Origin of the sequence: Agromyces sp. NPDC058110 (assembly GCF_042884735.1) — a bacterium.
Taxonomy (GTDB): domain Bacteria; phylum Actinomycetota; class Actinomycetes; order Actinomycetales; family Microbacteriaceae; genus Agromyces.
Window position 1 is genome coordinate 486,716 of sequence record NZ_JBHVTI010000002.1, and the last position, 12,846, is coordinate 499,561.

The following is a 12,846-nucleotide window of genomic DNA, read 5'->3' on the forward strand; positions in this document are numbered from 1 at the left end:
CGCGTTCCCGGCGGACACGAAGACGTCGTGGACGTTCGACGTGAACGACGAGCCCTGCGTCATCGAGGTCGTGGGCGAGCCCACCTTCGCCGACGAGTGCGGCGCCGACAACCACGAGCTCACGGTGCCCGAGAGCACCGACACGATCGAGTGGACCTCCGTCGAGGCCGACGGCGTGATCACGGTCACGGCCACGGCCAAGCCCGGCTCCACGTTCACCGAGGGCGCGAAGACGACCTGGGTCTTCACGATCGACGATGAGCCCTGCCTCACCGAACTCGAGGGCGAGCCCGCGTTCGCCGACGCGTGCGGCCCCGACAACGAGGTGCTCGTCGTTCCTGAGGACACCGAGACGGTCGACTGGAGCCAGAGCGAGACCGACGGCGTCGTGACCGTGGTCGCCGCACCGAAGGCCGGCTTCGCGTTCCCCGCCGACGTCAAAACGGTGTGGGAGTTCGCACTCGACGACGCCGACTGCATCCAGCCGACGCTCGACGGGTCCGTCGCGACGGGCGTCTGCCTGGCCGACGCCCCGTGGATCTTCTACGACGTCGCGCTGACCGACCCCGACCACCAGTCGACGGGCGACGTCGTGTCGCTCGTGCTGAGCGACGGCACGAACACCGAGACGATCGAGCTCGGCGAACTCGTCGACGGCAAACTGTCGGGCAAGCAGCTCTGGCCCGGCGCCTCGGTCGCCGAGGACGGCGTGACCCCGACCGGATGGCCGGGCTGGGAGCAGCTCGCCGACGGCACGTGGCAGGAGACCGACGGCAACTTCGCGTGGACCCGCACGGTGACCTCGGCGACGCTCGTCGTCAACCCCGAGATGTCGGTCGAGCTGGCCTACCCGCCGGCCACCCCCGACTGCGCGAACGGCCCGACCGTCGTGCCGCCGGGCGGCGGCGACGGTGACGGCGGCGACGGCGGCGTGCCGCTGGCGAACACCGGCGGCGGCACCGGCACCGGTCTCGCGAGCACCGGCTTCGCCGGAACCACGATCGCGATCGTCGCGGGCATCATCGTGCTCGCCGGCGCGGCATTCGTGGTCATCGCGCGCGTGCGCCGCAAGCGCGCGTAGCGACATCGCGCAGTGAGGAGGGGGTCCGGTTCGCCGGGCCCCCTTCCGCGTTCTGAGACGGCTCCGACGGCGTGCGCGACGGGCGCGCGCGGGCACGGCGCGCGCGGGCACGACCCGGAGTGAGCGACGTGCGCGGGCGCGACGCTCGCTCGAGTCGGTCAGCGCTCGTCGAGCAGGTCGACCACCCGCGACGCGGGCAGCCAGTGCCCCGACCGCTCGACCTCGTGCACCAGCGCCATCAAGGCCGCGTTCACGGGGGCGTCGAGCGCGGCGATGGTCGCCTCGCGCACGACGGCGCCGTTCAGGAAGTCGATCTCGGTCTGCTGACCTCGGCGCAGGCTCTGCTGGGTGGAACCGCGATTCGACTCCCACCCCATGCGCGCCACCAGGTCGGCGGGCACCGCGGCAGCCCGGGTGACGGGCGTCGAGGCGAACTCGCGCAGTGACGCGTCATCGAATCCGTTCAGTTCACCGAAACGCACGCCCCTCGCGATGCCGACCTGCACGCACTCGTGCATCGACGCCGTGAGGACGCCGAGCAGCCCGGGGTCGGCGACGACCTCGCCGAGGGTGCCGCCGACGATCGCCGGGATCGCGTTGACCATGTTCACGACGAGCTTGGTCCACTGCGCCCCACGGAAGTCGTCAACCGCATGCACCGGCACCGCGGCGGACAGCACCTCGGCGATCCGGATCGACTCGGCGTCGGCCGGCCCGTCGCCCCGGCCGAGACGGCTCTCGGCGGTCGCCGCGACACGCACGACGCCGGGCTCGGAGTGGTCGGCCGCGATGAGCGAGAGCAGGCCGAAGCAGTCCGAGCGGGGGAGCAGGCGCGCGGCGGTGTCGACGCCCTCCAGGCCGTTCTGCACGACGACGACGGGTGCGCCGTCGATGAGGCCGCGGTTCGCCGCGATCGCGGCCTCGGCGTCCTGGGCCTTGGTGCACACGAGCACGAGCTCGGGGTGCACCGTCAAGCGCTCCGAGGCGGTGACCTCGGCGATCACGTCGCCGTACCCGCCGCTCAGCCGGATGCCGTTCGCGCGGATCGCGTCGAGCACGGCAAGGCGCGCGGCGACCTCGACGTCGTGGCCGGCCCGTGCGAGCAGCGCCGCGAACGTGCCGCCGAGCGCGCCGGCCCCGATGATCCCGATCCTCACCCGTCAAGCGTAGGGCGAGCGGATGCCGCGGCGGACCGCAGCCAGCACGGTCGCCGGCTGCGGCATCCGCCAGGCATCCGCCAGGCATCCGCCAGGCATCCGCCAGGCATCCGTCGTCCGTCCGGCATCCGTCACGTCGGGAGCGCCGGGCTCCGCACACTCCCGGCTGTTAGCCTGTACGGCGTGAACAGCGGCATCCTCCTCGTCGACAAGCCGCAGGGCATCACCAGCCACGACGTGGTCTCGCGCACGCGCCGGCTCGCCGGAACCCGCCGCGTCGGGCACGCCGGCACACTCGACCCGATGGCGACCGGCCTGCTCGTGCTCGGCGTGAACGGCTCGACACGACTGCTGACGTACCTCGTCGGCCTCGACAAGGAGTACGTCGCCACGATCCGCCTCGGCGCGGGTTCGAGTACCGACGACGCCGAGGGCGAACTGACCGACGCGGCATCCGCCGACGCGATCGACGCGGTCGACGACGCGCGCATCGCGACGGGCGTCGCGGAGCTGACGGGCGTCATCGAGCAGGTGCCGAGCGCGGTGAGCGCGATCAAGGTCGACGGCAAGCGTGCGTACCAGCGCGTCCGCGAGGGCGAGCAGGTCGAGCTGAAGGCCCGCACCGTCACGATCTCGGCGTTCGACGTGCTCGCCGTGCGGCGGGGCGGCGAGGCCGACGGGTTCGTCGACGTCGACGTGCGCGTCGAGTGCTCCTCGGGCACCTACATCCGGGCGCTCGCGCGCGACCTCGGCGCCGACCTCGACGTCGGCGGGCACCTGACGGCCCTGCGCAGGACCCGCGTCGGCCGGTTCCAGGTCGCCGAGGCATCCGTGCTCGACGACCTCGACGTGGCATCGGCGCTCATCGGTGCCGCGGATGCCGCGGAGCGGGCGCTCTCGGTCGTGCACGTCGACGCCCAGCAGGCGATCGACCTCGGCCACGGCAAGCGCATCGACGCGGCCGGTGCGCCCGAGACCGCGAAGGGCGCCCCGATCGCGGCGATCGCCGTCGCGGAGAGCGGCGCCCGCCGTCTGGTCGCGATCGTCGAGCGGCGCGGCGAGACGCTCAAGGTCGTCGCCGGGTTCCCGGCCGAGGACGCCTCGTGATCGAGTGGTTCATGTGGGTGCAGCTCGCGGTCGCGATCGCGGCCGGGCTGCTCTGCATCGTGCTCGGGTTCGCGGGCCGCGTGCCGAGCGACCTGTCGAACGGCTCGCTCGTGCTCGTGGAGCTGCTCCTGATCGTGCAGGTCGTGATCTCGATCGCCGCGCCCGCGTTCGGCAACGTGCCGACGGGCAATGCGCTCGAGTTCGGCGTGTACCTGTTCGCGGCGCTGCTCGTGCCGCCGGCGGCGATCTTCTGGGCGCTGCTCGACCGCAGCAGGTGGAGCACGGTCGTGCTGGGCGTCGGGGCGCTCGCCGTGGCGGTCATGCTGTACCGCATGTTCCAGATCTGGACCGTGCAGCTGGCCTGACCGGCGTCTGAGAGAATCGAACGACATGTCTGAATCGCCCGCGAACACCGCGAACTCCGTGAACGCCGCCGCCGCCGACTCCTCCGCCACCGGCGCGCCGACCCGGTCGCGCATGAGCGGCGTCGGCCGCGTGCTCGTGGCCGTGTACGCCGTGCTCGCCCTGGCCGCGACGGGCCGGTCGTTCTTGCAGATCGCGACGAAGTTCGACGAGGCGCCGCTCGCGTACACCCTCTCGGCGCTCGCGGCGGTCGTGTACATCGTGGCGACCGTCGCGCTCGTGCGACAGGGGCGGGTCTGGTACCGCGTCGCGTGGGCGACGCTCGTGTTCGAGTTCACCGGAGTGCTCGTCGTCGGAGCTCTGAGCATCCTCGATCCCGAGCTGTTCCCGCACGACACGGTGTGGACGTGGTTCGGCCGCGGGTACCTGTTCATCCCGCTGGTGCTCCCGGTGCTCGGCATGTGGTGGCTCGCGACGCACCGGCCGGGCGCTCAGCAGCCGGGCGACGCCGCGACCGCATCGAAGCCCTCCGCCGACCGCTCGGGAACGGATGCCGCGTGAAGACCTTCAAGGGCATCGACGGCGTTCCCGCGGGCTTCGGGCCGAGCGCGGTCACCATCGGCAAGTTCGACGGCGTGCACCAGGGGCACCGCGCGCTCATCGAGCGCATCCGCGCGATCGCCGACGAGCGCGGGCTCGTGACGGCGGCGGTCACGTTCGACCGCAACCCGCTCGCGCTGCTCGCCCCCGACAAGTGCCCCGAGCCGCTCGTGAGCAACCGGCAGAAGCTCGAGCTGCTGGCGACCACGGGCGTCGACGCGACGCTGCTGCTGCCCTTCGACCGCGCGCTGGCGTCGGTGCCGGCGACCGAGTTCGTCGAGCGGGTGCTCGTGCACGCGCTCGACGCGAAGGTCGTGCTCGTGGGCAAGGACTTCCGCTACGGCGCCAAGGGCGCGGGCGACGTCGACCTGCTCATCGAGCTCGGCCGCACCTACGGCTTCGAGGTCGAGGTGGTCGACGACGTGCGGCCCGAGGGCGAGCGCCGGGTGTCGTCGACGTGGATCCGCGAGATCCTCGCCGAGGGCGACGTGCGCCACGCGACCGCGCTCCTCGGGCACACGCCGACCGTGTCGGGCATCGTCGTGCACGGGGCCAAGCGGGGGCGCGAACTGGGCTTCCCGACGGCGAACCTCACACCCGAGTCAGAGGGCCTCGTGCCCGCCGACGGCGTCTACGCGGGCTGGCTGACCGATGCGGGCACCAGGTACCCGGCGGCGATCTCGGTGGGCGACAACCCGACGTTCGAGGGCGTCGCGCCGAAGCAGGTCGAGGCGTACGTGCTCGATCGCGACCTCGACCTGTACGACCACGTCGTCGACGTCGAGTTCGTCGAGCGCATCCGCGGCATGGTCGCGTTCACGAGCATCCCCGACCTCATCGAGACGATGCGCGGCGACGTCGAGCGCGCGAAGCAGATCCTCGCGTGACCGGGGCCATCCCGGCGATCCCGTCGGGTGAGCCGCCGAGGCCGCTGTGGCCGGGGCGCACGCTGGCGCTGCTCGGCATCCTGCTGGTGGCGGCGAGCCTGCGCACGGGCGTCGCCTCCTTGTCGCCCATCATCGCCGAGATCGACGCCGACATCCCGCTGCCACCCGCACTGGTCGGGCTGCTCGGCATGCTCCCGCCCCTGTGCTTCGCGCTCTTCGGCATCCTGACCCCGATCATCGCGAAGCGCCTGGGGCTCGAGCGCCTGGCGGTTCTCGCGCTGGCCCTGCTCGCGATCGGGCTGCTCGGGCGCGGGCTCGCGCCCGAGCAGGTCACGCTCATCGCCGCGAGCGTCGTCGTCTTCGCCGCGGTCGGGGTCGGCAACGTGCTGCTGCCGCCGCTCGTCAAGCGGTACTTCTCCGATCGGGTCGGGCTCGTCACGACGCTCTACGTGTCGATCATCTCGGTGAGCACCTTCGTGCCGCCCCTCATCGCCGTGCCGGTGGCGGATGCCGCGGGCTGGCGCGTCTCGCTCGGCGAGTGGGCGGTGGTCGCCCTCGTCGCGCTCGTGCCGTGGATCGCGCTGCTGGTGCACCCGCGTGCCGGCGCTCCCGCCGAGATGCCCGAGGAGGCCGAGGGCGGGCAAGTGCGGCGCGCCCTGCGCTCGCCGATCGCGTGGTCGCTCGCGACGATCTTCGCGGTGTCGTCGGTGAACGCCTACGTCATGTTCGCCTGGCTGCCGCGCATCGTCGTCGACGTCGCGGGCGTGACCAGTGCGCAGGCGGGTGCGCTGCTGTCGCTCTTCGCCGCGATGGGGCTTCCGGCCGCGCTGCTCGTGCCGATCTTCGCGGCGCGCTTCGGCATGGTCCGCCCACTGGTCGTCGTCTCGGTGCTCTCGTTCCTGCTCGGCTACGGCGGGCTGCTGCTCGCGCCAGGGGCGGCCGTCTGGCTCTGGATCGCGCTCGTCGGGCTCGGCCCGTTGCTGTTCCCGCTCGCGCTCGTGCTCATCAACCTGCGCACGCGCACGCACGACGGATCGATCGCGCTGAGCGGCGTCGTGCAGTCGGTCGGCTACCTGATCGCTGCCGTCGCGCCGATCGGCATCGGCCTCGTGCACGAGGCGACCGACGGCTGGACGGTGCCGCTCGTGATCCTCGCGGCGACCGCGGTGCCGGCGGCGATCGCCGGCTTCCTCGCGGCCAGGCCCGGCTACCTCGAAGACGAACGCTGACCCGCGGCGCTCCCGGAATCGGTCGCCTCGGGCGCCCGGGTCCGGTTCAGTCGATGAAGTGCAGCGTCTCGGCGAACGGTTCGAGCGACTGTGCAGACCGGCCGCCGGAGGTGAGGACGATCGGATTTCCGTCGCGGATGGTCACGGTGAAGCGAATCTCGCCGCCCTCGACGACGATGATCCCCGTTCGGGACGGTTCGCCGCCGAGTGTGCTCTCCACCGACTCCTGGAGCACGCCACCTGCGGCAGCGACCATGTCGTCGACGCTGTCCTCGAGGACCGTGCGTGCAGACGGCCCGATCTCGGCCCCGGAGTCGATGACGTCGTCGGTGGGATGGCTGGCATAGGCGAGCGCGTAGATGCCAGAGGGGTCCGACCAGGACACCGTGTACTTCGCGATCTCGCCGTCCCCGAGGGGAATCTCCGTCCGCAGCACATCGGGGCGACCCGGAAAGGTGATCTCGAAGTCGAGGTCGGATGCGGTGTAGACGTAGGCGCCCGACTCGGCTGGGCCGCCCGTCGTGCTCGTCGCAGGCGCTCGGAACAGCATCGGGGCACTGGTGCCCCACCAGGTGAGGCCTGTCAGTGCCAATGCAACCGCGACGGTGAACACCTTCTCGGTGTGCCGGGTCAGGTTCGCACTCGACGCCGCACGGTTCGCCGGATTCGCAGCGACGTGGCCTTCCAGCGACACCGGTGGAGTCGGCTCGGTTGCGTCAGGGCGGGCCCGGGTGTCGGCCATCGGAGAACTCCTGCGGTGCGTTCGGGTGGAGTGCGAGGCCGACGTTCACGACGATCGACTCTCGCGCGATCAGCATCGCGAGGCGGGTGATCACGTGTCAAGTCGCTGCCGGATCGGTCGAGACCGGCTCAGACGACCAGGTGGGGCCGGTGCACGAGCGCGGCCGCGCCGATGAGCGGGCCCTCGTCGGAGAGCGCCGACGGCACGATGCGCGTGCGGGTGACGTAGGTGAACGTGACGCGCTCGGCCAGCGCGGCGCGAGCGTGCTCGAAGAGCGCGGGGGAGACCCGGCTGAAGCCCCCGCCGATCGCGACGACGTCGAGGTCGAGCAGGCTCGAGGCGGATGCCGCGGCGCGGCCGATCGCGGTCCCGGCGCGTTCGACCGCCGCGAGGGCGACCGGATCGCCCGCGGCGTGCGCGGCGGCGAGATCCTCGCCGGTCTCACCGGTGAATCCCTGCGCGCGCGCCCACGCGACGGTGCGGGGACCCGAGGCGACGGCCTCGAGGCATCCGCGTCCGCCGCAGGGGCAGGGGTCGTCGAAGCCGCCGACCTCGATGTGGCCGATGTGGCCGCCGTTGCCGGTGGGGCTCGGCACCGCACGGTCGCCGAGCACGAGCCCGCCGCCGACGCCCGTCGACACGATCATGCCGAGCAGGTTGTGCGCGCCCCGTCCGGCGCCGATCCAGTGCTCGGCGAGGGCGATGCAGACGCCGTCCATGCGAAGCACGACCGGTGCGTCGGGCACGAGCCCGCGGACCAGCGCGGCGAGCGGGTACTCGCGCCACGTAGGCACGTTGAGCGGGGAGACCGTGCCCTGGGCGACGCCGATGGGCCCGGCCGAGCCGATGCCGACGCCGATGAGGGCCGCATCGGCGGGCAGCGCGTCGCGGGCGCCGAGCACGACCTCGCGCACGGCCTGCTCGAGTTCGCCGCTCGTCGCGGTCGGTCCGGTGGGCCGACGGTGCCGCGACGCGGCCAGCACGGTGCCGCGGTCGTCGACGAGGGCGGCTTCGACCTTGGTGCCGCCGAAGTCGACGGCCAGCGCGAGAGACGTGGGCATGGCCATCAGCATAGGCTGCGACATCCGCCGCCCTGCTGCTCATCTGAGCACGATTGCACGCGAGTGTTGCCGATGAGCGCCGGGCTGCCTACCCTTGGAGGGAGCGGAAGGACAGGTGTGGACGAGATCGACGAACTCCTCTCGATCCGGGCGGCCGAGCTCTACTACGAGGAGAACAAGACCCAAGACGAGATCGGGCAGGCGCTGCGGCTGACCCGGTGGAAGGTCGGGCGACTCCTCGCGCAGGCGAAGCAGGAGGGCTTCATCCGCATCGAGATCCTGCACCCGCGCGCCCGGCGGCTGCCCATCGAGCGCCGCCTCCGCGAGGAGCGCGGGCTCACCGACGCCGTCGTGGTCTCCTCGGCCGGAGTCGCCTCCGCCGAAGAACTGCAGGCGCGCACCGCTCAGGCGGCGGCCGACTACCTCACCGCCCTGCGACCGGTTCCGCGCACGCTCGGCGTGAGCTGGGGCCGCACGCTGTTCGAGATCTCGCAGCACCTGCGCAACGGGTGGGCGACCGGCGTCAACGTCGTGCAGATCAACGGCGGCGTGAGCCTCAACCGTCGCCCGGGCACCGCTGCTGCGACCGCCGTGGGCATCGCGCAGAAGGGCGGCGGCAGCGCCACGCTGCTGCCGAGCCCCGCCATACTCGAACGCCTCGAGACCAAGCACGCCATCGAGTCCGACCGCGTCGTCGCGGGCGTCATCGACCTGGCGCGCTCGGCCGACGCCTACCTGTTCAGCGCGGGCGCCGCCGACCACACCTCGGTGCACGTCGAGAGCGGCTACCTCGCCGAATCCGACGTCGACCTGCTCGTGGCCAAGGGCGCCGTCGGCGACGTCGTCGGCCGCTACATCGACTCCGACGGCAACATCGTCGACCCCGCCCTCGACGCACGGACCGTCGGGCTCACGCTCGACGAGCTGCGCGAGGCATCCCTCGGCATCGCCGTGATCGCCGGCCGCGCCAAGCACGCGGTCGCCGACGCGGTCGTGCGCAGCGGCCTCTGCTCGGTGCTCGTCACCGACGAGGCCACCGCCCTCCATCTCCTCGACGGCTGACGCGCGCCGCGCGCGCACGCCGACCACTCCCGCACCTCGAACTCTCGAAAGCCAGGTCCTCACCATGACAGGCACATCCCTCATCACCGCCAGGGAGCGCGCGCTCGCCGTGCTCGGCGGCGAACCCGACGACGCGACGCTGCGCAGGTACCTGCACGGCATCCCGGGCGTCGACGCGGTCGGCCTCGAGCAGCGCGCGGCCGGGCTCGGCACCCGCAGCATCAAGACGACCTCGAAGGCCTGGGCGCTGGACCGCGTCATCCGGCTCATCGACCTCACGACCCTCGAGGGCGCCGACACGCCCGGCAAGGTGCGCTCGCTCGTCGCGAAGGCGCTGAACCCCGACCCCGCGGACGCCACGACGCCGCGCGTCGCCGCGGTCTGCGTGTACGGCGACATGGTGCCCTCCGCGGTCGACGCGCTGGGCGGCGCCCACGGCGACCCCGACGACGGGCTCATCTCCGTCGCCGCCGTCGCGACGGCGTTCCCGAGCGGCCGTTCGTCGCTCGAGATCAAGCTCGCAGACACCGCCGAGGCGGTCGCCGCCGGCGCCGACGAGATCGACATGGTCATCGACCGCGGCGCGTTCCTCGCGGGCCGCTACGGCCAGGTGTTCGACCAGATCGCCGCCGTGAAGGAGGCGTGCCGTCGCGCCGACGGCACGAGCGCGAGCCTCAAGGTCATCCTCGAGACCGGCGAGCTCGTGACCTACGACAACGTGCGGCGCGCGTCGTGGCTCTCGATCCTCGCGGGCGGCGACTTCATCAAGACCTCGACGGGCAAGGTGCCGTCGGCCGCCACCCTTCCCGTGACGCTGCTGATGCTCGAGGTCGTGCGCGACTGGCACCTCGCGACCGGCCAGCGCATCGGCGTGAAGCCGGCGGGCGGCATCCGCACCTCGAAGGACGCGATCAAGTACCTCGTGACCGTCGCCGAGACGGTGGGCGAGGAGTGGCTCGTGCCGCACCTGTTCCGCTTCGGCGCCTCGAGCCTGCTGAACGACGTGCTGCTGCAGCGCCAGAAGCTGACCACCTCGCACTACTCCGGCCCCGACTACGTCACAATCGACTGAGACGAGACACCGAACCATGAGCTTCCTCGAATACGCACCCGCGCCCGAATCGACGGCGCTGCTGAACCTGCGCGACCAGTACGGCCTCTTCATCGACGGCGAGTTCGTCGACGGCCGCGGCGAGCCGTTCCAGACCATCTCGCCCGCGACCGAGGCCCGCATCGCGACCGTCTCGAACGCGAACGAGGCCGATGTCGACCTCGCCGTCGCCGCCGCCCGCCGCGCCTACGACCGCGTCTGGTCGAAGATGAGCGGGCGCGACCGCGGCAAGTACCTCTTCCGCATCGCGCGCCTCGTGCAGGAGCGGGCCCGCGAGCTCGCCGTCGCAGAGTCCCTCGACAACGGCAAGCCCATCAAGGAGTCGCGCGACGTCGACGTGCCGCTCGTCGCCGCGTGGTTCTTCTACTACGCGGGCTGGGCCGACAAGCTCGACCACGCGGGCCTCGGCGCGAACCCCCGCGCACTCGGCGTCGCCGCGCAGGTGATCCCGTGGAACTTCCCGCTGCTCATGCTCGCCTGGAAGATCGCCCCGGCGCTCGCCGCCGGCAACACGGTCGTGCTGAAGCCCGCCGAGACGACGCCGCTCACGGCGCTCATCTTCGCCGAGATCCTCCAGCAGGCCGACCTGCCCGCCGGCGTCGTGAACATCATCACCGGGGCGGGCGACACGGGCGCGGCACTTGTCGCGCACGACGGCGTCGACAAGGTCGCCTTCACCGGATCGACGGCCGTCGGCCGTGCGATCGCCAAGCAGGTCGCCGGCACCGAGAAGAAGGTCACCCTCGAGCTCGGCGGCAAGGCGGCGAACATCGTCTTCGACGACGCGCCCATCGACCAGGCGATCGAGGGCATCGTGAACGGCATCTTCTTCAACCAGGGCCACGTGTGCTGCGCCGGTTCCCGCCTGCTCGTGCAGGAGAACATCCACGACGAGGTCGTCGACCGGCTGAAGAACCGACTGTCGACGCTGCGCCTCGGCGACCCGCTCGACAAGAACACCGACATCGGCGCGATCAACTCGCGCGAGCAGCTCGAGCGCATCCGCGAGCTGTCCGACATCGGCGAGGCCGAGGGCGCCGAGCGCTGGACCGCGCCGTGCGAGATCCCCGAGAACGGGTTCTGGTACGCGCCCACGATCTTCACGGGCGTGCAGACCTCGAGCCGCATCGCGCGCGACGAGATCTTCGGCCCGGTGCTCTCGGTGCTCACGTTCCGCACGCCCGCCGAGGCCATCGCGAAGGCCAACAACACCCCGTACGGCCTGTCGGCCGGCGTCTGGACCGACAAGGGCAGCCGCATCCTCGCCGTCGCCGACCAGCTGCGCGCCGGCGTCGTGTGGGCGAACACCTTCAACCGGTTCGACCCGGCGTCGCCCTTCGGCGGCTACAAGGAGTCGGGCTACGGCCGCGAGGGCGGCCGTCACGGACTCGCCGCGTACCTCGCACCCGCCCCCATCGGCGGCCAGGCGGCCGTCTCGCGGGGTTCGTCGCGTGCCGCGGTCGCGGCATCGGCTGCAGCCGCGCCGGCATCCGAGCCCGAGAAGAAGCCGCGCCGCACGCGTGCCGCACGACCTGCACAGCGCCGATCAGAACAGGCCGCCACGAAGGGAACGAAGCGATGAGCCGCCTCGCCGTGCCGAAGACCTACAAGCTCTACATCGGCGGCGCGTTCCCGCGCAGCGAGTCGGGGCGCACCTACGAGATCCTCGCCGCCGACGGGTCGTTCCTCGCGAACGCCGCGAAGGCCTCGCGCAAAGACGCCCGCGACGCGGTCGTCGCTGCCAGGTCGGGCGTCGGCGCATGGGCGGGGGCGACCGCCTACAACCGTGGCCAGGTGCTGTACCGCATCGCCGAGGTGCTCGAAGGCCGTCGCGCCCAGTTCGTCGCCGAGATCGAGGAGGCCGAGGGCGCGACCCGCGCCGCGGCATCCGCCCAGGTCGACGAGGCCATCGACCGCTGGGTCTGGTACGCGGGCTGGGCCGACAAGTTCGCCCAGGTCGCCGGCAACGCGAACCCGGTCGCGGGCCCGTACTTCAACATCTCGGTGCCCGAGCCGACCGGCGTCGTCGCGATCGTGGCGCCGCAGGACTCGTCGCTGCTCGGCTTCGTCTCGGCCGTCGCCCCGGCGCTCGTCGCGGGCAACGCGGTCGTCGTCGTCGCGAGCGAGCGGTACCCGCTGTCGGCGATCAGCCTCTCCGAGGTGCTCGCCACGAGCGACGTGCCCAAGGGCGTGGTCAACGTGCTCACCGGCTCGCCCGCCGAGATCGCACCGTGGCTCGCGAGCCACGCCGACGTGAACGCGCTCGACCTCGTCGGTGCGGGCGACCTCGACTGGGTCGACCTCGAGATCGCCGCGGCCGACACGCTGAAGCGCGTGCTGCGTCCCGAGCAGGGCACGGATGCCGCGGCGCCGGCGCTCGGGCGCATCACCGCGTTCACCGAGACGAAGACGGTCTGGCACACGAAGAGCATGAAGTAGGCGTTCG

General features: G+C 72.1%; 13 protein-coding genes. 10 read left to right on the top strand and 3 right to left on the bottom strand.

The window, feature by feature from the left end:
* The coding region (locus tag ACFVS8_RS06785) for a hypothetical protein (RefSeq protein ID WP_387059296.1) at positions 1–1,081 on the top strand (1,081 nt) is incomplete at its 5' end.
* A gap of 158 nt (positions 1,082–1,239) precedes the next feature.
* Here ACFVS8_RS06785 and ACFVS8_RS06790 read toward each other — a convergent pair.
* Positions 1,240–2,238, bottom strand: a complete 999-nt coding sequence (locus tag ACFVS8_RS06790) for a ketopantoate reductase family protein (RefSeq protein WP_387059298.1) — start codon at positions 2,236–2,238, stop codon at positions 1,240–1,242.
* Between the two features lie 183 nt (positions 2,239–2,421).
* Here ACFVS8_RS06790 and truB point away from each other — a divergent pair, with 183 nt between their 5' ends.
* The 5 genes from truB to ACFVS8_RS06815 all read left to right on the top strand — a co-directional run bounded on the left by truB (position 2,422) and on the right by ACFVS8_RS06815 (position 6,424).
* On the top strand, positions 2,422–3,345 hold the full coding sequence (gene truB, locus ACFVS8_RS06795; protein WP_387059301.1) for a tRNA pseudouridine(55) synthase TruB: 924 nt from the start codon (positions 2,422–2,424) through the stop codon (positions 3,343–3,345).
* Positions 3,342–3,710 (top strand): hypothetical protein, encoded by a 369-nt coding sequence (locus tag ACFVS8_RS06800; protein WP_387059304.1) that lies wholly within the window; start codon positions 3,342–3,344, stop codon positions 3,708–3,710. Before truB ends, ACFVS8_RS06800 begins: the two co-directional genes overlap by 4 nt.
* A gap of 112 nt (positions 3,711–3,822) precedes the next feature.
* On the top strand, positions 3,823–4,269 hold the full coding sequence (locus ACFVS8_RS06805) for a hypothetical protein (RefSeq protein WP_387059764.1): 447 nt from the start codon (positions 3,823–3,825) through the stop codon (positions 4,267–4,269).
* Positions 4,266–5,195 (top strand): bifunctional riboflavin kinase/FAD synthetase, encoded by a 930-nt coding sequence (locus ACFVS8_RS06810; RefSeq protein ID WP_387059307.1) that lies wholly within the window; start codon positions 4,266–4,268, stop codon positions 5,193–5,195. The genes ACFVS8_RS06805 and ACFVS8_RS06810 overlap by 4 nt, the downstream gene beginning before the upstream one ends.
* Positions 5,192–6,424, top strand: coding sequence for a CynX/NimT family MFS transporter (locus tag ACFVS8_RS06815; RefSeq protein WP_387059309.1), 1,233 nt, complete (start codon positions 5,192–5,194; stop codon positions 6,422–6,424). The genes ACFVS8_RS06810 and ACFVS8_RS06815 overlap by 4 nt, the downstream gene beginning before the upstream one ends.
* A 46-nt stretch (positions 6,425–6,470) precedes the next feature.
* On the opposite strand, the gene ACFVS8_RS06820 is transcribed toward ACFVS8_RS06815, so the two are convergent.
* Entirely contained in the window at positions 6,471–7,166 is a 696-nt protein-coding gene (locus ACFVS8_RS06820) for a hypothetical protein (protein ID WP_387059312.1), read from the bottom strand.
* Between the two features lie 128 nt (positions 7,167–7,294).
* Positions 7,295–8,227 (bottom strand): ROK family protein, encoded by a 933-nt coding sequence (locus ACFVS8_RS06825; protein ID WP_387059315.1) that lies wholly within the window; start codon positions 8,225–8,227, stop codon positions 7,295–7,297.
* 117 nt (positions 8,228–8,344) lie between these two features.
* Between ACFVS8_RS06825 and ACFVS8_RS06830 the strand changes: the two genes are divergently transcribed.
* The 4 genes from ACFVS8_RS06830 to ACFVS8_RS06845 all read left to right on the top strand — a co-directional run bounded on the left by ACFVS8_RS06830 (position 8,345) and on the right by ACFVS8_RS06845 (position 12,839).
* A complete protein-coding gene (locus tag ACFVS8_RS06830) occupies positions 8,345–9,289 on the top strand; it encodes a sugar-binding transcriptional regulator (RefSeq protein WP_387059318.1) in 945 nt (314 codons plus the stop codon).
* 64 nt (positions 9,290–9,353) lie between these two features.
* Positions 9,354–10,361 carry a deoxyribose-phosphate aldolase gene (gene deoC / locus ACFVS8_RS06835; RefSeq protein ID WP_387059321.1) on the top strand — a complete coding sequence of 336 codons (1,008 nt, stop codon included), beginning with the start codon at positions 9,354–9,356 and terminating at the stop codon, positions 10,359–10,361.
* A 16-nt stretch (positions 10,362–10,377) separates the two neighbouring features.
* Positions 10,378–11,982, top strand: a complete 1,605-nt coding sequence (locus ACFVS8_RS06840; RefSeq protein WP_387059324.1) for an aldehyde dehydrogenase family protein — start codon at positions 10,378–10,380, stop codon at positions 11,980–11,982.
* Positions 11,979–12,839 carry an aldehyde dehydrogenase family protein gene (locus ACFVS8_RS06845; protein ID WP_387059327.1) on the top strand — a complete coding sequence of 287 codons (861 nt, stop codon included), beginning with the start codon at positions 11,979–11,981 and terminating at the stop codon, positions 12,837–12,839. The genes ACFVS8_RS06840 and ACFVS8_RS06845 overlap by 4 nt, the downstream gene beginning before the upstream one ends.
* The last annotated feature ends 7 nt before the right edge of the window (positions 12,840–12,846 follow it).

Bases quoted from the DNA above. Each gene is read 5' to 3' on its own strand.
- ACFVS8_RS06805 (WP_387059764.1), top strand. From the start codon at position 3,823: ATGAGCGGCGTCGGCCGCGTGCTCGTGGCCGTGTACGCCGTGCTCGCC.
- ACFVS8_RS06825 (WP_387059315.1), bottom strand. From the start codon at position 8,227: ATGCCCACGTCTCTCGCGCTGGCCGTCGACTTCGGCGGCACCAAGGTC.
- ACFVS8_RS06845 (WP_387059327.1), top strand. From the start codon at position 11,979: ATGAGCCGCCTCGCCGTGCCGAAGACCTACAAGCTCTACATCGGCGGC.
- ACFVS8_RS06840 (WP_387059324.1), top strand. From the start codon at position 10,378: ATGAGCTTCCTCGAATACGCACCCGCGCCCGAATCGACGGCGCTGCTG.
- ACFVS8_RS06820 (WP_387059312.1), bottom strand. From the start codon at position 7,166: ATGGCCGACACCCGGGCCCGCCCTGACGCAACCGAGCCGACTCCACCG.
- deoC (WP_387059321.1), top strand. From the start codon at position 9,354: ATGACAGGCACATCCCTCATCACCGCCAGGGAGCGCGCGCTCGCCGTG.